This window comes from Cardiobacterium valvarum (assembly GCF_900460955.1).
Classification (GTDB): Bacteria; Pseudomonadota; Gammaproteobacteria; order Cardiobacteriales; family Cardiobacteriaceae; genus Cardiobacterium; species Cardiobacterium valvarum.
This window is the reverse complement of sequence record NZ_UFUW01000001.1, coordinates 2,065,669-2,085,632: the sequence shown is the minus strand read 5'-3', so window position 1 is coordinate 2,085,632 and position 19,964 is coordinate 2,065,669. Positions and strand designations below refer to the sequence as shown.

The window sequence follows — 19,964 nt, the reverse complement described above, 5'->3', positions numbered from 1 at the left end:
TTGACAGATTTGCGGTTTGCATACAACAAAAAAGCCTCTCCCTAGGGGGAAGCTTTTTATCGCGTACGAAGGCTCCAGGTCAGGGTTATTTGAAATAGCCCGCCATGACCGCGTTACTTTCGATGCGGTTGGCCAGTGCCAGTGGGACTTTCATGCGCGTATTGCGTACATCAAGGATGCACAAATGAGTGAGGTTGGCGATAAATTTCGGCAGGAAAGGGATCTGATTGCCGGAGAGGTTGAGGGTAGTCAGTTTGTCGAGTTTGGCCACGCTATCCGGCAGAGAACCCAAATCGTTGTTGCTGACGTCAAGAATCTCCAATTCGCCCAGGTAGCCAATATGCATCGGCAGCATGGTCAGTTCGTTGTGTGCCAGATGCAGATTAGTCAAGCGGCTGAAATTACAGACGAAGTCCGGCAGGGTCATCAGGTTGTTGTGCGAGAGATCAAGGGTACTCAGGCGTAGCAGATGGCTTGTTTGCTCCGGCAGACGGGTCAGTTTGTTATGTGCCAGCGAGAGACAGCTCAGTCGTTGCAGGTTGCCAATGGATTCCGGCAAAGAAGTCAGGCGGTTATTGTGCGCGTCAAGGACGCTGAGATTTTCTAAGGCGCCGATGCTTTCCGGAAGAGTGGTGAGCAGGTTGCCGCCGATGTCCAGGTGATACAGCTGGTGCAGGTTGCTGAGGCTGTCCGGTAGAGTGCCGAGCTGGTTGCCGTAGAGCTCAAGTTCGGTCAGGTTGGTGAGTTCGCCGATGAAATCTGGCAGTTGTTTGAGCGGGTTGGCGGAAAGGTTGAGGTGGGTGAGGTGCGTCAACTTGCCGAGGAAGGCAGGCAATTCTTCCAGCTGGTTGCGCGCAAGGTTGAGTTTGGTCAGGTTAGTAAAGTTGCTGAGGTAATGCGGCACACGCGTCAAGCGATTATCACCGATGTCCAGTTCGGTGATTTGGGTAAAGCCAGCTAGGGTTTCCGGTAGGCGGGTCAGCTGGTTGTAGCCGAATTCGAGTTTGCTGAGACGGGTAAGGTTTTTCAGGCTATTCGGTAACGCTTCGAGTCGGTTCCATTTGAGATCAAGCCGTTTTAGCAGGGTGAGGTTGCCAATGGATTCAGGCAGTGTTTCCAGTTCGTTACCGCGCAGATCCAGTTCGGTCAGATGTATCAGGTCGCCAATATTGTCAGGCAGGCTTTGCAAGCGGCGGAATGAAAGATCCAGGCGCCCTAATCCGGCAAGTTCTGAGGCATCACGTGGGATGCGGTCTTCACCGATGTTATTTTCTTCCGCCCAGTTAATGATCTTGTTGAAGCCTTCCTGTTCTTCATCATCCGGAACGTCATGCCCAGATAGGCGACGTAACCCGTTGATTATTCTTATAATCATGAAAGTTTCCTTGTGTAGAAAAGAGTATGTAACTTTTTTATGGCGGCATTGTAACAATGCCTGCCGCCAAGTTAAATTCAAATACCGTGCCGGAGTTATATATTTATCGTTAAGTCAATGGATTATGTTTTTTGTGGTCATCGTTTTTATGGTGATACTTGCAAGCGGAGCGCTTTTCTCTATAATGGCGCCCCTGTCAGATGCGGGGTGGAGCAGTCTGGTAGCTCGTCGGGCTCATAACCCGAAGGTCGTTGGTTCAAATCCAGCCCCCGCTTCCAAACCGGATTTTTTTATCAGGCCCTTTTTTAAGGGCTTTTTTGTTGTATGGTTTTCATAAGGGGGCGGTATGTCGCGCGAGGAGAAGGTTACGGAGCTGCTGAAACCCGTGGTGGAATCCATGGGTTTTGCGTGGGTTGGGGTGGAATATCACCATAATTCGGTTAATTCGATTTTGCGCATTTATGTGGACCGGCCGGAAGGCGGTATTGATATGGACGGCGTTGTGGCGGTCACGGAAGCGGTGAATCCGATTCTGGATGTAGAAGACCCGATTAATGCGCCGTATACGCTGGAAGTGTCGTCCCCTGGCTTGGATCGCCCACTTTTTACGTTTGCTGATTTTGTCCGCTTTACCGGACAGACGGTGAAGCTGAATCTGCACACTCCGCTTGGTAAACGCCGCCGTTTTGAGGGAATGATTGCTGCAGCCGATGAAGCAGCGCAGCGCATCACTTTGCAGATACCAAACGGCAAGGAAATGGAAACGGTGGAAGTTGATTTTGCCCATGTGGATAAGGCGCGCTTGGTACCTGTTTTTTGAAGGAGAACATCATGTCCAGAGAATTATTGAACATCGTGGAAGCGGTGGCGAACGAGAAGGAAGTTGCTCGCAACGTCATTATTGAGGCGCTGGAAGCGGCGTTAGCGGCAGCAACGCGCAAGCGTTATCCCGATGAAGAGATTGACGCCAAGGTGGTGATTGATCCGTGCACCGGCGAATATAAGAGTTTTCGTGTATGGACGATTGTGGATGACGAGGCGATTTTGGAAAATCCCGATGCCGAAATGCGCGAGAGCGTCGCCGCTATCGAATATCCCGAACAGAACCTGCACGTTGGTGATGTGCTGGAAATCCCGATTGAGAATGAACCTTTTGGCCGCATTAGTGCGCAGCAGGCGAAGCAAATCATCATTCAAAAACTGCGTGAGGCGGAGCGGCGCAAAGTCTATGACCGCTTTATCGCTGAGGAAGGGACGTTGGTCCACGGTATTGTCCGTCGCCACGAACGCGGCAGCGTCATTGTTGATGTGAACGGCGTCGAAGCGACTATCCTGCGCGACGGCATGATCCCGCGCGAAAACCTGCGCGTGGGTGACCGCATTCGTGGTTATCTCGCCAAGGTCAATCTGGAAATGCGCGGGCCGCAGCTGGAAGTCAGCCGTGTTGCTCCGGAAATGCTGAAAGCACTTTTCACCCTGGAAGTGCCGGAAATCGGTACCGGCATTATCGAAATCATGGGTGTGGCGCGAGATCCCGGCCTGCGCGCCAAAATCGCCGTACGCACCTTTGACCCGCGCGTGGATCCGGTCGGTGCCTGCGTCGGTATTCGCGGCTCGCGTGTGCAGGGCGTGATGAACGAATTGGCGGGCGAGCGTATTGATATCGTGCTGTGGGATGACGATCCGGAGACCTTCGTGCGCAAAGCGATGGCGCCGGCGCAAATCACCGCAACTGCTGCTGACGAAGTGCGCAAAAGCATCGACATCGCCGTACCGGAAAATAAACTGCCGCAGGCAGTCGGGCGTGGCGGACAAAACGTGCGTCTCGCCAGTGAACTGACTGGCTGGACCATCAACGTGCTGAGCGAAGCTGAATTCCAAGCACGGCAGGAAGCGGCGCAGGATGCTCAGGAGCGAGAGCTGGCCGCCGCATTGGATGTGGATGACGACATTGCCGATATTCTCATCGAAGCCGGTTACAACACGGCGGAAGCCGTCGCCTCAGCTGAGCGTGAAGAACTGCTTGCTATCGAAGACTTCGACGAAGAAACCGTTGATGCGTTGATCGAGCGTGCCGCCGATCACCTGCTGCAACAAGCCTTCGTCGAAGAAGTCGAGCCGGAAGAAGAAATGCAGCTGCCGCTTGACAGCATGGAAGGTCTGGATGAAAGCGTCATCGCCGCCTTGCAGGAAAAGGGCCTGCATACTCAGGAAGACTTGGCGGAGCTGTCGGTGGATGAACTCATGACTTACACCGGCATGAACCAGGAACAGGCCTCAGTGCTCATACTCAAAGCGCGCGAACCATGGTTTCGTGGATAAACACGAGGAACAAAAACAATGACAACAGTCGCAGAAGTAGCCAAACAACTGAAAATACCAGTGGATCGCCTGATGGCGCAGCTTGCCGAAGCAGGCATCAACGTACAAGACACCGGGGATGAACTCAGCCCCGCACAAAAAGTTGCCCTGACCAAACACATGGCGGCAAAAAAAACTGGTGGCAACAAAAAACTCAGCCTGAAAGATAGCAAAACTGGCAGCAAAACCAGCAGTAGCGCCAAACCCGTCGAGAAAAAGAATGCCGCCGAAGGCGCTGCTAAAAAACCGCGTAGTAGCGGTACGAAAAAAAGTGGCGAGAAGAAACTGAGCCCGCTGGAAATTGCCAAACAAATGGCCGAACAACAGCGTCTCGCCCAGGGCGAGGCCATGCGCGACAGCGAAACGCGTGCCCGCGAAGAGGCCCAGGCTGCCGAAGCGCGCCGCATTGCCGAAGAAGCGGCGCGCAAAGAGCGCAAAGAACAAGAAGAAAAAGCCGCTATAGCAGCCGAAGACGCGCGCCGTAAGGCTGAAGCATCGTTGGCCGCCTCACTCGCCGAACAAGAAAAGCAGCGGCAACTACGCGAGGCCGAAGAAGCGAAAAAGAACGCCGAAGCACAGTTGCGCAAGCACGAAGCGCGCGAAAAAGAAGCCGCCAAAGAACACGCCGAGCTCGAACGTCAACGCCAGGAAGCCCTGCAAGACGTCGCCAAGCGGGAAAACTACGAAGAAGAAGCCGAAAGCCGCTTCCATATTCAGTCGCGCGAACGCGGCTCCGGTAGCAAAAGTAAAAACGAACGCGGTAGCAAACGCGGCGGGCGCGGCGAGGACGAACCGCGCCGCAGCAGCGGGGGTGGGCGCGGCGGACGCGGCAAACCTTCGCGTGAGAACGAGCGTAAAGGCGGTAAATTCGAAAAACCCGTCGCCCCCGTCTCGCGCGAAGTGCGCATCCCGGAAACCATCACCGTCGGTGAATTGGCACAAAAAATGAGCGTCAAAGCGGGCGAGCTCATCAAAGTCATGATGAAACTGGGTTCGATGGTGACCATCAACCAGTTGCTCGACCAAGAAACCGCCGCGCTCGTCGCCGAAGAAATGGGGCACCAGTACATCCTGCTCAAAGAAAACGAACTCGAAGCGCAAGTCATGGCCGAAGCTGATGAAGACGCAGGCAACATCATCCAGCGCGCACCGGTTGTGACCATCATGGGCCACGTTGACCACGGCAAAACCTCGCTGCTTGACTACATCCGCAAAACCAAAGTCGTCGCCGGCGAAGCGGGCGGCATCACCCAGCACATCGGCGCTTACCGCGTACAAACCCCGAAAGGCACCATTACTTTCCTTGACACCCCCGGTCACGCGGCCTTTACCGCCATGCGCGCACGTGGCGCGGACGCCACCGACATCGTCATCCTCGTTGTTGCCGCCGACGACGGCGTCATGCCGCAGACCATCGAAGCCATCCAGCATGCGAACGCCGCCAAAGTGCCGCTCATCGTCGCCGTCAACAAAATTGACAAACCCGACGCCGACCCGGACAAAGTCAAATCCGAACTGACCCAATACGGCGTTGTCGCTGAAGACTGGGGCGGCGAAAACCTCTTCGCCAACGTCTCGGCGAAAAGTGGCGAAGGCATTGACGACCTGCTTGACAAAGTCCTCATCCAGGCCGAAGTCCTCGAACTCACCGCTCCATCAACCGGCATGGGACGCGGCGTCGTCATCGAATCGCGCCTTGACCGCGGGCGCGGCAGTGTAGCCACCGTCCTCGTCCAGTCCGGCCTCGTCAAAAAAGGCGACATCATGCTGGCCGGCATGGAATACGGCAAAATCCGTGCCATGCTTGATGAAAACGGCAACGAACTCAAAGAAGCAGGCGCCTCGACGCCGATCGAAATCCTCGGCCTTTCCGGCACGCCGAATGCGGGCGATGAAGTCGTCATCGTCGAAAACGAACGCAAAGCGCGCGAAATCGCCAACTTCCGCCAGGGCAAATTCAAGGAAATCAAAATTGCCCGCCAGCAAAAAGCCAAGCTGGAAAACCTCTTTGCCAACACCAGCAGCGGTGAAGCCCAGACCGTCAACCTGATGATCAAGGCCGATGTACAGGGCTCGGTGGAAGCGCTTTCCGACTCGTTGCTCAAACTTGCGACTGACGAAGTCAAAGTCAACATCATTGCCTCCGGCATCGGTGGTATCACCGAATCTGACGTGCAGCTAGCCATTGCCTCCGAAGCCATCATCATCGCCTTCAACGTCCGTGCGGATGCGAACGCCAAAAGACTCGTCGAAAGCGAAGGTGTGGACCTGCGTTACTACAGCATCATTTACGAAGCCATTGACCAGGTCAAAGCGGCGATGCAGGGGCTGCTCTCGCCGGAAGTGCGCGAAGACATCATCGGCCTCGCCGAAGTGCGCGAAGTCTTCCGTTCCTCCAAATTCGGCACCGTGGCAGGCTGCATCGTCGAAGATGGCATCCTCAAACGCAACAACCCCATCCGCGTCCTGCGCAACAACGTCGTTATCTACGAAGGTGCGCTCGAATCCCTGCGCCGCTTCAAAGATGACGTGGGTGAAGTGCGTGCGGGCACCGAATGCGGCCTCGGTGTGAAAAACTACAACGACGTGCGCATCGGTGACCAAATCGAATGCTACGAGCGCGTCTCTGTCGAAAGGACCTTATGATGCAACACAACAAACACGGCGACCGCACTCGTCGCATCGGCGAACAAATCCGGCGCGATCTCGCGCCGAGCCTCATTGCGCAACTCCTTAATCACCCGCACGCCTCACTACTGTCGATTACGGCAGTGCGGGTTACGCGTGATCTGTCCTTTGCCAAAGTGTACGTTACTCATGTCATCAGTGATCTGGACGAACGTCAGGATCTCATCCGCGCGCTGAACGAACACGCCGGCCAGTTTCGTCACTACCTCGCGCAAAAACTCACCACGCGCAAAGTACCGGAACTCACCTTCGTGTATGACGAATCCGTGGAATACGGCGCGCGTATGGACAATCTTCTGCACGATTTGGTGAAAGACCTGCCACCGGCTGAAGAGGATGATGAAGCCCTTGCGCCATAAGTAATCTTTTCCAATAAAAAAGCCGCAGAGTAACTGCGGCTTTTTTATTTAACTGACGGTTCAGCGGGTCAGGCCGCGTTTGCCGACGGTGTTGTTGAGAAAGGTGGCGATTTTTTGCGCCGGAGCGGATTCTGCCGCGAGCGCGTTGATTTTCTCGCGCGCTTCGTCCAGCAGCAGGTTTTCCTGATAGAGGTGGTGGTGGCAGCGCTTGATCATGGCGATGTCGTCGGCGCTGAAATGGTGGCGTTTCAGGCCTTCGAGGTTGATGCCCGCGATGCGCGCCGGGGATTCGACCACAAGCGAGTAGGGCGCAACGTTTTGTTTGACCCCCGCGCAGTAACCGACCATGGTGTAGGCACCGATGTGCACGAATTGGTACACGAGGGCGAAGCCGCCCATGACGACGTGGTCTTCAATGTGGACGTGGCCGGCGAGGGTGACGTTGTTGGCGATGGTGGTGTCGTTACCAATGACGCAGTCATGCGCGAGGTGGACGTAGGCCATGATCCAGTTGTCGTTGCCGAGGATGGTGGTGCCGATGTCCTGCACGGTGCCACGGTTAAAGGTGGTGTATTCGCGGATGGTGTTGTTGTCGCCGATTTGCAGGGTGGTCGCTTCGCCGCCGTATTTTTTATCCTGCGGCGCGGCGCCCAGCGAGGCAAAGGGGTAGATGTGGTTGTTTTTGCCGATGCGGGTCGGGCCTTCGATGACAACGTGCGGGGCGATGGTGGTGCCGCTGTCAATGTGCACGTCTGCGCCGATGACGCTGTATGCGCCGATATTGACGTCCGGCGCGAGTTCGGCTTTGGAATCGATGATGGCAGTCGGATGGATCATGTTTATCCCCCTCTGCCTGCGGTGGTGCACATGATTTCCGCTTCGCAGACGAGTTTGCCATCCACGTGCGCTTCGGCGTTGAATGACCAGATGCCGCGCCGCGAGCGGATGATGTTGATGTCGAAATGCAGTTGGTCGCCGGGGACAACGGTTTTGCGGAAGCGGGCTTTGTCAATGCCGACGAAGAAGTAGATGTTGTCTTCTTCGGGGATGTCGGGCAGGCCGAGTTCTTTACGGCCGCTTTTGACGCCAAGAATGCCGGCCGCCTGCGCCATTGCCTCGATGACCAGTACACCAGGCATGACGGCTTTGCCGGGGAAGTGGCCCTGGAAGAAGGGTTCGTTGGCGCTGACGTTTTTGATGGCCTTGATGTATTTGCCGACTTCGATGTCGGTGACGCGGTCTATCAGCAGGAAGGGGTAGCGGTGCGGCAGGTAGCGGCGGATTTCTTCGATGTCCATGATGGTGGGGTGCATAGGAGGCTCACTTTTCTTTGGCTAGGAGTTTGAGTTTGGCGAAGAATTTTTTCCATTGCAGCGCGGGCATGGCAGGGATGCCGGAGGAGTAGGCGCCCGGCTGGTGGATGCTTTTGCTGATGGAGGAGTGTCCGGTGAACTGGGCGCCGTCGCAGATGGTGATGTGGCCGGTGAAGACGCAGGCACCGCCGACGACGCAGTATCTGCCGAAGGTGACGGAGCCGGCGATGACGGCGGAACCGGCGATGACGGTGTGATCGCCAATGCGGACGTTGTGCCCGATCTGGATGTGGTTGTCGAGTTTGACGCCGTTGCCGATGATGGTGTCGCTCACCGCGCCCCGGTCGATGGTGGTGCAGGCGCCGATTTCGACGTCATCACCGATGCGCACGCCGCCGAGCTGGGCGACGGGCAGCCAGCGGCCGTCTTCAAAGTTGTTGCCGAAGCCGCGTTCGCCGATGACGGCGTTGGCGAGGATATTGGCACGGGCGCCGATAGTGGTTTTTTCAAGGATGCGCACACCGGAACCGATGTTGCTGTCGCGGCCAATGGTTACGCCGTCCGCGATGTAGGCGAGCGGGGCAATGCGGCAGCCGTCACCGATGTCCGCGCCTGCACCGATGACGGCACCGGCACCGATGCTGATGTTCGCACCGAGGGTGGCACTGGGGTCAATGTGCGCTTGCGGGGAGATGACAGGCGCTGGGGGCGGTGGGGCGAAGCCGTCGGTGAGGTGGCGCCAGGCGCGCTTGACGTCTTTGACGATGATTTGGGTCATCGGCGCTTCGGGACAGGCTTCAGCGACGAGGATGGCGGCAAGGCGGCTCGCCGGCAGGTATTGGCGGTAATGTGCATCGGTAAGGAAGCCGATTTCACCTGCCTGGCCGTCTTGCAGGGTGCCAACGCCGTGGATGGGGGTAGCGGGGTCGCCGTGGAGGGTGCCGCCGAGCCGGGCGGCGATGTCGCCTGCGCTGGTCTTCATGGTTTTCCTGCCTTGTCTTGCAGTCGTTTGATAATGAGCGGGCTGAGGTCGGCACGTTCGCTGACGTAGAAGACGCCGATATCGTTCAGGATGATGTCATAACCCGCTTCTTTGGCCTGGCTGAGGATTTCGTCACCGATCATTTTTTGCAGTTTGGCCATTTCTTCGTTGCGGCGGACGTTAATGTTGTCGCGGTAGTCGCTGTCACGACGGCTGACGTCACGGCGTTTGTTGATAACCTGGCGTTCGAGTTCGTTGTAGGCGTCGCCGTGGCGGATGGTTTCCAGGCGGCGTTCCATGTCGCGCAATTCGCTTTGTGCTTGCAGCAGGGCATCGCGCTCAACGCCAAATTCGCGTTCGAGGCGCTCGTTGACTTCTTCACGCTGCGGCGCGGCAGCTATGATGCGGCGGAAATTGACGAAGCCGATGCGCAGGTCGGCAGGGTCAACGGCAGCGGCAGGTTGGGTGGGGGGATTGGGTAGTGCGGTACCGGCAGCGTTGTAGTCGCGGTTTTCGCCAGCCGGGGCTGCTGTTGTACTGTCGGCAGTTGGTGTTGCAGGGGTAGGTGTTGCCGCTGAGGCGGTAGATGTATCCGCTTCTTGGGCGTGCAAGGTAGCGGCAAGGGCGAGGAGTGCCGCCAGCGGTAGTGTTTTCATGGTGTGGCCGGGTAAGTGGTGCCGCGCCATCCGTGGCACGGCGGGATGGGTTTAGAAGCCCATGCCGAAGCTGAACTGGAAGGCTTCTTTCTGGTCGCCGTTTTTTTTCTTGATGGGGACGGCATAGCTCAGGTTGAGCGGCCCCAAGGGCGACATCCACTGCACGAAGAGGCCGCCGGAATAGCGGAATTCTCCGAGATCAAAGTCTTTGGGCTTGCTGTACACGTTACCGAAATCAACGAAGGTGCCGACACGGACGTTATTGGATTTTTCGTTTAATTTCCACGGGGTCATCAGCTCAACCCCGCCGACGGTGCGGAAGTCGCCGCCAGAGTTGTCGCCATTGCCGTAGCGCGGGCCGAGCGAGCTGTGCTCGAAGCCGCGCACGGTAGTGAGGCCGCCAGCATAGTAGTGACGGTAGAACGGCAGGTCGTCGGTTTTGCCGTAGCCGCCACCATAGGCGATGTCGCCACGCAGGCCGAGGATAAGGCTTTTGTCGTTGTTGAGCGGGAAGTAGGTACGGTTGCGGTAGCCGATTTTGTAGTAGGTGTCATCCGAGCCGGGCAGGGTGATTTCACCGCTGATTTTGTTCAGGCTGCCTTTGGTCGGCAGGTAGGTGTTGTCCTGGGTATCTTTGCTCCAGGCGAGGGTGACAACACCTTCTTTATAGCGGCGGCCATTTTTATCGAGGTAATCGGTGATTTCGCTCGCCACGTTGGTGCCTGTGTTGATTTTCAGGGTGCGGAAGCCGCCGCCGAAATAGACATTTTGGTATTCGGTGAGCGGGTAGCCGAAGGTGATGGTGGCATCCAGGGTATCTGCCGCCCAGTCGGACAGGCGTTCTTTGCGGTAATTGGTTTTGCTGTAATCAAAGGCGTAGTTGATACTGACGCCATCAGCGGTGAAATACGGGTCGGTGAAGTTGAAACCGTAGCGTTGTTCGGACGAGCTTTTGCCGAAGTTGATACCCAGCGAGTTGCCGGTGCCGAGGAAGTTGTTGTCGTTGTATTCGAGGTTAAACAGTGCTCCGCTGCTTTGTCCGTAGCCGACACCGCCCTGGATGCTGCTGGTGCTGCGCTCGGTGATTTTGTATTCGAGGTCAACCTGGTCAGGCGTGCCGGGGACGGGGTGGATGGCCTGTTCAAGGCTGTCCACCTGCGGCAGGCGGCGCAGGCGCTCTTCCGAGCGAGCGACATCGGAGCCGGAGTAGAGGCTGGCTTCCTGCTGGCGCAGTTCGCGGCGCAGCACGCGGTCATAGGTTTTGGTGTTGCCGGTGAAGCTGATTTGCCGCACATAGGTCTTGATGCCGGGGGTAACGAGTATGTCGAAGCTCACTTCGCCGCTTAGTTTGTCGGCATTCGGCACGACATTGACTTGTGCCTGGGCATAGCCTTCGTCAGCAAGACGGGTGCGCAGGGCGTCGGTACTCTTGCGTACTTCGCTGCGGTTGTAGCGATCTCCGGGTTTGAAGGTGATGAGCGATTCCAGCTCGGTACGCGGCACGATGAGGTCGCCCTGCAACTGATAGCCCTTGACGCGATAGACCTTGCCTTCGTCCACGTTGACGGTGAGGTAAATCCATTTGCGGTCAGGTGAGAGCGAGACTTGGGTCGAAGTCACGGCGAAATCCATAAAGCCCCGGTCACGGTAGAAGGATTCGAGGCGGTCAATATCCGCTTGCAGCTTGTCGCGGTCATACTGATCAGACTTGGTCAGCCAGGAATTCCAGCGTGGGGTCGAGGTATCGAAGAGGGAAATGAGCTGTTTGTCGGAATAGATCTTGTTGCCGACGATGTCGATTTGCTTGATGCGGCTGGAACGCCCTTCGCTGATATCAAGATCAATGGCGACGCGGCCTCGCGGCAGTTGGCGTACTTTCGGCTCAATTTTCACTGCGTACTTGCTGCGCGCCTGATACTGCTCGGTAAGTTCCTGCACCAGCTGCTGCAACATCTGCGGATTGTAAGCCTGTCCCTCGCTGATGCCGGCGGCGGATAGCGCCTTTTGCAGGTCTTCCGATTTCAGGTCGCGGTTACCTTTGAGATTGACCTCGGCGATGACGGGGAATTCCTCCACCTGCACCACCAGCACATTGCCGTCGCGGGCGAGGCGGACTTGCGAGAAGAGGTTGGATTTATACAGGGCATCAATAGTCTGGGCGCTATTTGCCATATCGAACTGCTGGCCGGCGGCGACAGGCAAATAAGTGAAGACTGTGCCGGCGGAAATCCGCTGCAAACCTTCAATACGAATATCGGCGACCCGGAAAGATTCGGCGTATGCCGAGAGGGAGAAAAAGAGGACTGCGGCACAGGGTAAAACCCGCGTTTTCAGCGTGTTGCGCATAATGAGGAACCATCAAAAGGGGTTGATTTGAAAGGGCGGCATGATAACAAAGGGCAGAAAGGGCGGCAATGGAAGCACAGCGGGGCGGCGGCTTATAATCACGACGTTTTGCCAATCACACAGGGGGAAATTTTGAGGATGCATCATGTGGCGCTGATTGTCGCCGATTATGCGCGCAGCAAGCGCTTTTACACCGAAATCCTGGGGCTGGAAATCCTTGCCGAAAACTACCGCGCCGCACGCGATTCCTGGAAGCTGGATCTTGGCAGCGATGGGCGCTACCTGCTCGAACTTTTTTCCTTTCCTGACCCGCCGCCACGGCAGAATAGCCCGGAAGCCTGCGGCTTGCGCCATCTTGCCTTCGTAGTAGACGACGTGGCCGCCCAGCGGGCGGCGTTACAGGCGAAAGGCGTGGATTGCGAAGCGGTGCGCATCGATGAATACACCGGCAAGGCTTTCTTCTTTATTAAAGATCCGGACGGGCTGCCGATTGAGTTTTATCAGGGGTAAAGCGGCTTAATAGGCGATTTTCAGCGTTTCTTCAGCGACGCCGACGACACGTGGCGAGCGGGTAATCGCCAGTTTTTCATCTTCGCTGAAACCGATGGTTTCGCCGTCACGCAGGGTTATGTCATTGGTGATGAGGTAGTCGCAGATGCTGCATAGGAAAGTGAATAACTCGTTCGGTTCGTGCTGGCTGGCGAGGATTTCCAGTTCCATTTTGCCGAATTGTTCCAGGCCGATGGTGTAGGCGTTGCTGCTGCCTTCGTCACCATACAGGCCGATGAAAATTCACGCCATGACAGGCAGAGCGCCGTGGCACAGGGCGTTGCAGGCATCGCGGTAAAAAGCGGGGGCGAAGATGGTACCGGAGGTGTACACGCCGAGGTTGTTGTCATCGGCAAGGCAGGCGCAGACGAGTTTGCTGTACAGACTCATCACCTCGATGGTGCTAGGCGCGCCGTCGCCAAGCGGCAGGATCGCGACCAGCAGATGCGCCTGATGCTGGCGTGCAGCCCCGACAGCATCCCAGCGGAAATAGTGGAAGGCGGCATTCAGCGCGACCCGTTCAGCTTCACCGCCGGGAACGGGCGCGGGCATCAGTGCTACCGAGCAGAGCAGGCCGTTGACGTTAAACATCAGCGAATCTTCCGCGACGGTCGGCGTATCGCCGCTATTGGGCACGATACCCCAGTCGTGTTGCAGGGCGTCGAGAATGCGGGCGGGGTCGTAACGCTATTCTTTGAGCAGGACAAAGTCTTGGGCGTGTTGCATGGGGTTCTCCGATTGTATGGGAATTGTCGGCGGGATGGTTGCCAGGTTTAGGGCGCCCGCCAAGCGGCGTAGTTACTGGATTTTGCCGCTGTGCCTTTTGCTTTTGAGACGTTGCAGGCAACGTCTCTACACTTTTCTTTCTTCGTAGCGCCATCGTGCTGAGAATCCGTCAAGCAGCATCGTTACCGGGACAGCCAAGCGGCGTCGTTACTGGGCTCGCGCCAAACGGATGATCGTCGGTTCCTTTTTACAGGCGTGTGCATACGGTTTTAGCCATTTCCGGCCCACCGGCGCGTTCCAGTTGGGTTTGCCGCATGGTGTTGCCTTCAATGCTGTCAACACGCAGGACGATATTGGCGTCCACCTCAGTGTTTTCATCCGGTTTGAGGATGGCGGCAATTTCTTGTTCCAATTCACGCACCTTTGCTTTGGTTGTGATCAGTTTTTGTATTTCCGGATCGTGGGCCGGGGTAAGTGGGCCGTCCCGCCAGGTCAGGCTGAGTGTGTCGCCATCCAGTTTCCAGCTGCCGTACGAAGGTTGTGTGTAGCGGAAGGTCAGATTTTGCACGCGGAATGTGTATTTTCCTGCGTTTTCAGCAAGATGATCAGCATGCAATGTCACAGTGTCGTCTGTTTTGGCAATGAAGTAGTCTCCCGAATATTCAGTAACGCATTGCCAGCGTCCGGTGATTTGCGCTTCGCTGATGTTGTTGGCGGCAGCGAGGGCAGGTATGGCGGCGCATAGCAGCAGGATGTGGTGTTTTTTCATGATATTTCCTTTGGATAGTTAGGAGATGGATTGGCCTGTATGTGAAAGGACGCCAAGTAGGGGCTTACGCGCTTCAGCGCGGGCCTGGGGTGCGGGCCGGGCCTTTTTTGGGGCGGATCGGTTCGAGCAGGGCGTTTGTTTCGCCAGGGGTAAGCAGGCGGTAGCGGCCTTGTGCGAGATCTTTCGGCAGGGCCACGTTGCCGAAGCGGATGCGTTTCAGGCGGCTGACCTGGCAGCCGACGGCTTCCCACAGGCGGCGCACTTCGCGGTTGCGTCCTTCTTTGAGGGTGACGCTGAAGTAGCGGTTGTACTGGCTGTCGTCTTCGTGCAGGGCTTGCAGCGGCATGATGTCGTCGAAGCGGGCGAAGCCGTCATCGAGTTCGATGCCGTGGCGCAGGGCTTCCAGGGTGTTCTCGTTGACATCGCCAGCGACGCGTACCCAGTATTCGCGCGGGATTTCGGCGCTGGGGTGCATCAGGCGGTGGGCGAGGGTGCCGTCGTTGGTGAAGAGCAGGAGGCCGGCGGTGTTGAGGTCGAGGCGGCCGACGCTGACCCAGCGGCCCTGGCGTATTTTCGGCAGGCGGTCGAAGACGCTGGGGCGGCCTTCGGGGTCGTGGCGGGTGCAGATTTCGCCCGGCGGTTTGTGGTACATCAGGATTTTGCGCGGGGTTTTTTGTTCCGGCGAGACGTGCAGCGGGCGGCCATCCAGGCTGAAGCGTTCGTGCCCGCTGACGGGCTGGCCGATTTCAGCGGGTTTGCCGTTCACTTTGAGGCGGCCTGCGCGGATCCAGCCTTCGATTTCGCGGCGCGAGCCGTGGCCACGCGCGGCCAGCCATTTTTGGATGCGTTCTTTGGGTTCTTTCATGCGGGGTCTCCGTCTTCTTCGGGCAGGGCGGGCAGCGCGTCAAGGCTGGCCACGGAAAAGTCGTTCAGGAATTGGGTGGTGGTTGCCAGCAGTTCGGGGCGGCCAGGCACTTCTTTGGTACCGATGACTTCGATCCATTCGAGATCGAAGAGTTGGCGGTAGATGCCGCTACTGGTGGTCACGCCGCGCACGGCATCAATTTCGGCGCGGGTGACGGGCTGGTGGTAGGCGATGTAGGCGAGGGTTTCCCAGAAGGCGCGCGAGTAACGTACCGGCTGGGCTTCGGCGAAGGCAGCGACGGCCTCAAAATAGTCGCTGCGCAGTTGCAGGCGCCAGCCGTCCTTGATGTGGACGAGGGTCATCGCCGAGGTTTCGTAACGCGCGGCGAGGTCGTCCAGCGCGGTGCACACGGCGTCTTCCGTGGTGGCGAGCGCCTGCGCGAGCTGGGCGGCGCTGACGGCTTCGTCACGGGTGAAGAGGATGGCTTCGATGCGGCGGGAGAGGTTCAAAGGGATGCCTTAGTGGAAGGTAAATGCGTCAAGCGGGGTAATGGCGCGGTTTATGCGTCGTCTTTGTCGCGGTTGCTGGTAAATGGGGTAAATGTCCACTCGTTGGCGGGGATGGGTTCGTAGATGACGCCGGATGTCATGAACCAGTCGGCAACGGTGGTGAAGGTGTCGCCGACGGGGTAGATGGTTTCGCTGTCGCGCGGCAGGATGTAGTAGTGGCCGTCGCGGTAGATGATTTCGTCGCCGTTGAAGGTATCGGCAAGGCAGATGGAGTCTTGTACTTGTGCTTTGCTGAGGATGTCTGCGCCATCGTCCCAGAACCAGTATTCGCTGATGCGCGCCAGCCATTCGTTTTGTTCCCGCTGGATTTTTTCCGGCGAATAGGTGCGGATGCAGTAGGCGATGGTGCCTTCGCCGTATTGCAGCAGCAGGTTTTTGTAGTCGTTTTCAAAGTGGAAGTGCAGGGCTTCTTCGCAAGCGGCGATTTGTGCGGCGGTGGCGCGGTAAAGCTGTTTGCGGGTGTCTTGTTCGTGGTATTCGATGGGCAGGGCGGTGAGGTTGATCATAGGTTGTGTGAGGGCCGGATTCAGCGTTGATAGTTTTGTTTTTTCCTGCCCTCTCCCCGGATGGGGAGGGGCTGTTGTCGCGGGATGCTGCAAGCGGGAGAGCGCTTGTATTCGGGGAAGGCGTTTGTCTCAGATGTCGATGTTGGCGCTGTTGGCGTTGTCTTCGATGAAGGCGCGGCGCGGTTCGACTTCTTCGCCCATCAGGGTGGTGAAGATTTCATCCGCGAGGCGCGCGTCTTTGAGCTGGACTTGCAGCATGCGGCGCACGGCGGGGTCAAGCGTGGTTTCCCACAGTTGGTCCGGGTTCATTTCACCGAGGCCTTTGTAGCGCTGGATTTCGTAGGCGCGTTTGCCTTCGGCGAGCAGGGCGGTGATGACCTGGTGGAAGTGTTCGACTTCGATGCGTTCTTTGCTGTTGGTGAAGTAGGCTCCTTCGCCGAGCATACCGCGCACTTTTTGCCCGAAGCTGTTGATGCGGCGGTATTCGTTGCTGTCGGCAAAGTGCGGGTCAATGTAGTTGTGGTGCTGGTTGGCGTGTTGTTCGATGCGGATGTCGATGCGCGGGTTATCGCCCGGCAGGTAGTCGGCGGTGAGGGTGACGCCGGCCTCAACGAAGCGGGCAAGTTGCTGGCGGTAGGCGGCAAGCCATGTCTGCATGGCGTCTGCGTCGGCGAAGGTGGCGCGGCTGAGTTCTGGCGCTTCGACGAGGGCGCGCAGGACGCGGTTGTCGTAGCGGTGCGAGAGGCGCTTGATCAGTCCATCAATCACGGCGTGTTCGCGCGCGAGTGCTTCAAAGGCGGTTTTGTTGATGGCGGGGGCGTCGGCGGAGAGGTGCAGGCTGGCGTCATCCAGTGCCTGGGTGAGCAGCAGTTCGTTCAGTTCGTGGTCGTCTTTGAGGTATTGTTTGTTGCGGCCTTTGCTGGCGCGGTAGAGCGGCGGCTGGGCGATGTAGATGTGGCCGCGTTCGACGAGTTCGGGCATTTGCCGGTAGAAGAAGGTGAGGAGCAGGGTGCGGATGTGTGCGCCGTCCACGTCGGCATCGGTCATGATGATGATGCGGTGGTAGCGCAGTTTGGCGGCGTCGAAGTCGTCTTTGCCGATACCGGTGCCGAGTGCGGTGATCAGGGTGCCGATTTCCGCCGAGCCGAGCATTTTGTCGAAGCGGGCTTTTTCGACGTTGAGGATTTTGCCTTTGAGCGGCAGGATGGCCTGGAATTTGCGGTTGCGCCCCTGTTTGGCCGAACCGCCTGCGGAGTCACCTTCCACGATGAAGATTTCGGAGAGAGCAGGGTCTTTTTCCTGGCAGTCGGCGAGTTTGCCGGGCAGGCCTGCGATGTCGAGCACGTCTTTGCGCCGCGTCATTTCGCGGGCTTTGCGCGCGGCTTCGCGGGCGCGGGCGGCGTCAACGATTTTGCCGGCGATGGTTTTAGCTTCTTGCGGGTTTTCCAGCAGGTATTCTTTGAGTTTTTCGCCGAGGACGCTTTCCACGGCGCTTTTGACTTCGCTGGAGACGAGTTTGTCTTTGGTTTGCGAGCTGAATTTGGGGTCGTGTACTTTCACGGAGACGATGGCGGTCAGTCCTTCGCGCGCGTCGTCGCCGCTGGTCGAGATTTTCGCTTTTTTCAGGAGGCCTTCTTCTTCCATGTAGGCGTTCAGGGTGCGGGTCATCGCTGCGCGGAAGCCGGCCAGGTGGGTGCCGCCGTCGCGTTGCGGGATGTTGTTGGTGAAGCAGTAGACGTTTTCCTGGTAGCTGTCGTTCCATTGCAGGGAGATTTCGACGTACACGCCGTCTTTGTCGGCACTGCAATAGAAGATGGTGGGGTGGATGGGGGTTTTGTTGCGGTTGAGGTATTCGGTGAAGGCGCGTACGCCGCCTTCGTATTCGTAGGTCTGGGTTTTGTCGGTGCGTTCGTCGCTCAGGGTGATGCGCACGCCCGCGTTCAGGAAGGAGAGTTCTTGCAGGCGTTTGGCAAGGGTGTCGTAGTCGTAAATGATGCTGCCGAAGGTGTCGCTCGCGGCGAGGAAGTTGATTTCGGTACCGCTCTCTGCCGTATCGCCGATGACGGCCAGCGGCGCGTCGGGTTCGCCGTGGTGGTAGTGTTGCTGGTGGATGTGGCCGTCGCGGCGGATGGTCATGGTCAGGCGTTCGGAGAGGGCGTTGACGACAGAGACGCCGACGCCGTGCAGGCCGCCGGAGACTTTGTAGCTGTTGTCGTCGAATTTGCCGCCCGCGTGCAGTACGGTCATGATGACTTCGGCGGCGCTGCGGCCTTCTTCGGGGTGGATGTCCACCGGTATGCCGCGCCCGTTGTCGCGTACGGTGATGGATTCGTCCTGGTGGATGATGACGCTGATTTCGCTGCAATAGCCGGCAAGGGCTTCGTCAATGGCGTTATCAACGACTTCAAAGACCATGTGGTGCAGGCCGCTGCCGTCGTCGGTGTTGCCGATGTACATGCCCGGGCGGGTGCGGACGGCTTCGAGGCCTTTCAAAACGCGGATGTTGGAGGAGTCGTATTTTTTTTCGGTCATGATCGTTCCCGTGGGCTGTACAAAGGCGCGCATTTTAGCATAAACGGCGGTTTTACCGCCGTTTCCTGCCTGCAAATAGGGGGATATTGCCCCTGCTTTTCAGCCCTGATAGACGGGCAGTTTGTGCAGCATGTTGAGGAAGTGGAAGAGGGCGACCAGGATGCCGTAGAGGAAGAGCAGGGCGACGAAGACCATGCCGCCCGGAGCGGTGAAACCTGCTTTATGGTCGGGACGCTGCCGCGTCTTCCAGGCAAGTGCAGCGGGCACCATGCAGGTCCAGATGGTGGCGACTGCGCCGGCGTAGCCGATGGCTTTCACGAACCCGGCAGGCGAGATAAGCGAGCAGGCCAGTGGCGGCAGGAAGGTCACGAGCCAGGTTTTGCTGCGGCCTGCGCGGTTATCGGCGAAATGGAAACAGTCGGCGAGGTAGTCGAAGACGCCAAGCCCGACACCGATGAAGGAGGAAACGACGGCGGCAAGCGAGAAGGCGGCAATGATGTTTTTCATGCTGGTGGCATTCACTACGTCGCCGAGTTTGTCGATAAGGATGTTGACGTCGCCGCCTGCCGCGACAATTGGTGCAAAAGCTGGGCGGGGCAGGTTGCCGAAGATGGCAATCAGCCAGACGAGGTAGATGCTGACGGTGATGATGGTGCCGTAGAGGATGGCGCGCGACGCCTTCTTCTCTTCGCCGTAGTAGGCGCGCATTGAGGCGACGGAATGGTGATAGCCGAACGAGGTCAGGCCGACCGGCAGCAGCATCATGGTGTATTTCGCGTAATCGCCTTGCCCGGCGGTGGCGGTATCAAACAGGGTATCAAACCGGATATGCCCAAGCAGGCCAAAGATGCTGAACGCAAAAGTGAGCACCATCGTGATGATGAGCAGCTCGGAAATGCGGTCCACAGCGCGGGTCGAATGCCAGACGAAGGCACCGCAGACGATGCAGGTGAGGATGGAGGCGAGCTTGCTGTTGAGCGCACCACCCGTCAAATGTTCCAGCGTACCGCCCAGGCTGGTGGTGTAGGCATAAAGCAGGATGCCGCCGACGAAATACACGGCGAGATTGTTGATGACGTTGACCTGTGGGCCAAGCACATCGCGCGTTACCGTATTAAACGAAGCGTGCAGGTCATAGTGCTTGTAGGATTCGAGCAGCAGCCAGCCGGAAAGTGTCATCATGATCATCGTCATCACGATTACGGCGGTTGACCACACCGTCCAGGCACCGGAACCGGCGCTGGGCAGGGCGAGCATCCCCGCACCGACACAGACACTGGCAATAATGCAGGCGCCGCCAAAAACGGAAGGTTGTTTGTCCATCGTTTTTCCTTTGAAAAAAGAAGGGCGCGGCTGAAAAACCGCGCC

General features: G+C 57.8%; 19 protein-coding genes and 1 tRNA gene. 6 read left to right on the top strand and 14 right to left on the bottom strand.

Annotation, left to right across the window (positions count from 1 at the left end; translation table 11 throughout):
* Positions 1 to 85: 85 nt before the first annotated feature.
* Complete coding sequence (locus DY250_RS10265) at positions 86 to 1,375, bottom strand: leucine-rich repeat domain-containing protein (protein WP_115612208.1); 1,290 nt, start codon at positions 1,373 to 1,375, stop codon at positions 86 to 88.
* Between the two features lie 201 nt (positions 1,376 to 1,576).
* On the opposite strand from DY250_RS10265, the gene DY250_RS10260 reads away from it, so the two are divergent.
* The 5 genes from DY250_RS10260 to rbfA all read left to right on the top strand — a co-directional run bounded on the left by DY250_RS10260 (position 1,577) and on the right by rbfA (position 6,783).
* Positions 1,577 to 1,653: transfer RNA gene (locus tag DY250_RS10260), tRNA-Met, on the top strand.
* A gap of 68 nt (positions 1,654 to 1,721) precedes the next feature.
* The gene (rimP, locus tag DY250_RS10255; protein WP_115612207.1) at positions 1,722 to 2,195 is read left to right on the top strand and encodes a ribosome maturation factor RimP; all 474 of its coding nucleotides are present in this window, start codon (positions 1,722 to 1,724) and stop codon (positions 2,193 to 2,195) included.
* Positions 2,196 to 2,206: 11 nt separating this feature from the next.
* Positions 2,207 to 3,697, top strand: a complete 1,491-nt coding sequence (nusA, locus tag DY250_RS10250) for a transcription termination factor NusA (RefSeq protein WP_006986753.1) — start codon at positions 2,207 to 2,209, stop codon at positions 3,695 to 3,697.
* Between the two features lie 18 nt (positions 3,698 to 3,715).
* A complete protein-coding gene (infB, locus tag DY250_RS10245) occupies positions 3,716 to 6,382 on the top strand; it encodes a translation initiation factor IF-2 (RefSeq protein WP_115612206.1) in 2,667 nt (888 codons plus the stop codon).
* Positions 6,382 to 6,783, top strand: coding sequence for a 30S ribosome-binding factor RbfA (gene rbfA, locus DY250_RS10240; protein ID WP_245951105.1), 402 nt, complete (start codon positions 6,382 to 6,384; stop codon positions 6,781 to 6,783). The genes infB and rbfA overlap by 1 nt, the downstream gene beginning before the upstream one ends.
* A gap of 60 nt (positions 6,784 to 6,843) precedes the next feature.
* Here rbfA and lpxA read toward each other — a convergent pair whose 3' ends face one another.
* The 5 genes from lpxA to bamA are packed head-to-tail and all read right to left on the bottom strand — an operon-like array spanning position 6,844 to position 12,080.
* Complete coding sequence (gene lpxA, locus DY250_RS10235) at positions 6,844 to 7,620, bottom strand: acyl-ACP--UDP-N-acetylglucosamine O-acyltransferase (RefSeq protein ID WP_115612204.1); 777 nt, start codon at positions 7,618 to 7,620, stop codon at positions 6,844 to 6,846.
* A 2-nt stretch (positions 7,621 to 7,622) separates the two neighbouring features.
* Complete coding sequence (gene fabZ / locus DY250_RS10230; RefSeq protein WP_006986757.1) at positions 7,623 to 8,096, bottom strand: 3-hydroxyacyl-ACP dehydratase FabZ; 474 nt, start codon at positions 8,094 to 8,096, stop codon at positions 7,623 to 7,625.
* Positions 8,097 to 8,103: 7 nt separating this feature from the next.
* The gene (lpxD, locus tag DY250_RS10225) at positions 8,104 to 9,078 is read right to left on the bottom strand and encodes a UDP-3-O-(3-hydroxymyristoyl)glucosamine N-acyltransferase (protein ID WP_115612203.1); all 975 of its coding nucleotides are present in this window, start codon (positions 9,076 to 9,078) and stop codon (positions 8,104 to 8,106) included.
* On the bottom strand, positions 9,075 to 9,734 hold the full coding sequence (locus DY250_RS10220) for an OmpH/Skp family outer membrane protein (protein ID WP_115612202.1): 660 nt from the start codon (positions 9,732 to 9,734) through the stop codon (positions 9,075 to 9,077). The genes lpxD and DY250_RS10220 overlap by 4 nt, the downstream gene beginning before the upstream one ends.
* A gap of 51 nt (positions 9,735 to 9,785) precedes the next feature.
* Positions 9,786 to 12,080: an outer membrane protein assembly factor BamA gene (gene bamA, locus DY250_RS10215; protein WP_115612201.1), complete on the bottom strand. Its 2,295-nt coding sequence runs from the start codon at positions 12,078 to 12,080 to the stop codon at positions 9,786 to 9,788.
* Between the two features lie 138 nt (positions 12,081 to 12,218).
* On the opposite strand from bamA, the gene gloA2 reads away from it, so the two are divergent.
* Positions 12,219 to 12,590 carry an SMU1112c/YaeR family gloxylase I-like metalloprotein gene (gloA2, locus tag DY250_RS10210; protein ID WP_115612200.1) on the top strand — a complete coding sequence of 124 codons (372 nt, stop codon included), beginning with the start codon at positions 12,219 to 12,221 and terminating at the stop codon, positions 12,588 to 12,590.
* Between the two features lie 6 nt (positions 12,591 to 12,596).
* Here the strand turns inward: gloA2 and DY250_RS14360 are convergent, their stop codons facing one another.
* The 8 genes from DY250_RS14360 to DY250_RS10175 all read right to left on the bottom strand — a co-directional run bounded on the left by DY250_RS14360 (position 12,597) and on the right by DY250_RS10175 (position 19,919).
* Positions 12,597 to 12,818 (bottom strand): DUF4261 domain-containing protein, encoded by a 222-nt coding sequence (locus tag DY250_RS14360; RefSeq protein ID WP_281270405.1) that lies wholly within the window; start codon positions 12,816 to 12,818, stop codon positions 12,597 to 12,599.
* Between the two features lie 54 nt (positions 12,819 to 12,872).
* Entirely contained in the window at positions 12,873 to 13,265 is a 393-nt protein-coding gene (locus DY250_RS14355) for a hypothetical protein (RefSeq protein ID WP_218565580.1), read from the bottom strand.
* Between the two features lie 337 nt (positions 13,266 to 13,602).
* The gene (locus DY250_RS10200) at positions 13,603 to 14,124 is read right to left on the bottom strand and encodes a lipocalin family protein (protein WP_115612199.1); all 522 of its coding nucleotides are present in this window, start codon (positions 14,122 to 14,124) and stop codon (positions 13,603 to 13,605) included.
* A 73-nt stretch (positions 14,125 to 14,197) separates the two neighbouring features.
* Complete coding sequence (locus tag DY250_RS10195; protein ID WP_115612198.1) at positions 14,198 to 14,989, bottom strand: pseudouridine synthase; 792 nt, start codon at positions 14,987 to 14,989, stop codon at positions 14,198 to 14,200.
* A complete protein-coding gene (scpB, locus tag DY250_RS10190; protein WP_115612197.1) occupies positions 14,986 to 15,498 on the bottom strand; it encodes an SMC-Scp complex subunit ScpB in 513 nt (170 codons plus the stop codon). The genes DY250_RS10195 and scpB overlap by 4 nt, the downstream gene beginning before the upstream one ends.
* A 50-nt stretch (positions 15,499 to 15,548) precedes the next feature.
* Complete coding sequence (locus DY250_RS10185) at positions 15,549 to 16,064, bottom strand: SMI1/KNR4 family protein (protein ID WP_115612196.1); 516 nt, start codon at positions 16,062 to 16,064, stop codon at positions 15,549 to 15,551.
* 129 nt (positions 16,065 to 16,193) lie between these two features.
* Positions 16,194 to 18,596, bottom strand: a complete 2,403-nt coding sequence (gyrB, locus tag DY250_RS10180; protein WP_115612829.1) for a DNA topoisomerase (ATP-hydrolyzing) subunit B — start codon at positions 18,594 to 18,596, stop codon at positions 16,194 to 16,196.
* Positions 18,597 to 18,695: 99 nt separating this feature from the next.
* Positions 18,696 to 19,919, bottom strand: coding sequence for an aromatic amino acid transport family protein (locus DY250_RS10175; protein ID WP_115612195.1), 1,224 nt, complete (start codon positions 19,917 to 19,919; stop codon positions 18,696 to 18,698).
* Positions 19,920 to 19,964 lie beyond the last annotated feature (45 nt).

What these genes read in the sequence shown, in the direction of transcription:
- nusA (WP_006986753.1), top strand. Translation starts at nt 2,207, where the DNA reads ATGTCCAGAGAATTATTGAACATCGTGGAAGCGGTGGCGAACGAGAAG.
- rbfA (WP_245951105.1), top strand. Translation starts at nt 6,382, where the DNA reads ATGCAACACAACAAACACGGCGACCGCACTCGTCGCATCGGCGAACAA.
- lpxA (WP_115612204.1), bottom strand. Translation starts at nt 7,620, where the DNA reads ATGATCCATCCGACTGCCATCATCGATTCCAAAGCCGAACTCGCGCCG.
- DY250_RS10195 (WP_115612198.1), bottom strand. Translation starts at nt 14,989, where the DNA reads ATGAAAGAACCCAAAGAACGCATCCAAAAATGGCTGGCCGCGCGTGGC.
- infB (WP_115612206.1), top strand. Translation starts at nt 3,716, where the DNA reads ATGACAACAGTCGCAGAAGTAGCCAAACAACTGAAAATACCAGTGGAT.
- DY250_RS10265 (WP_115612208.1), bottom strand. Translation starts at nt 1,375, where the DNA reads ATGATTATAAGAATAATCAACGGGTTACGTCGCCTATCTGGGCATGAC.
- lpxD (WP_115612203.1), bottom strand. Translation starts at nt 9,078, where the DNA reads ATGAAGACCAGCGCAGGCGACATCGCCGCCCGGCTCGGCGGCACCCTC.
- gyrB (WP_115612829.1), bottom strand. Translation starts at nt 18,596, where the DNA reads ATGACCGAAAAAAAATACGACTCCTCCAACATCCGCGTTTTGAAAGGC.
- bamA (WP_115612201.1), bottom strand. Translation starts at nt 12,080, where the DNA reads ATGCGCAACACGCTGAAAACGCGGGTTTTACCCTGTGCCGCAGTCCTC.
- DY250_RS10200 (WP_115612199.1), bottom strand. Translation starts at nt 14,124, where the DNA reads ATGAAAAAACACCACATCCTGCTGCTATGCGCCGCCATACCTGCCCTC.
- DY250_RS10220 (WP_115612202.1), bottom strand. Translation starts at nt 9,734, where the DNA reads ATGAAAACACTACCGCTGGCGGCACTCCTCGCCCTTGCCGCTACCTTG.
- DY250_RS10175 (WP_115612195.1), bottom strand. Translation starts at nt 19,919, where the DNA reads ATGGACAAACAACCTTCCGTTTTTGGCGGCGCCTGCATTATTGCCAGT.
- DY250_RS10185 (WP_115612196.1), bottom strand. Translation starts at nt 16,064, where the DNA reads ATGATCAACCTCACCGCCCTGCCCATCGAATACCACGAACAAGACACC.
- gloA2 (WP_115612200.1), top strand. Translation starts at nt 12,219, where the DNA reads ATGCATCATGTGGCGCTGATTGTCGCCGATTATGCGCGCAGCAAGCGC.
- rimP (WP_115612207.1), top strand. Translation starts at nt 1,722, where the DNA reads ATGTCGCGCGAGGAGAAGGTTACGGAGCTGCTGAAACCCGTGGTGGAA.
- fabZ (WP_006986757.1), bottom strand. Translation starts at nt 8,096, where the DNA reads ATGCACCCCACCATCATGGACATCGAAGAAATCCGCCGCTACCTGCCG.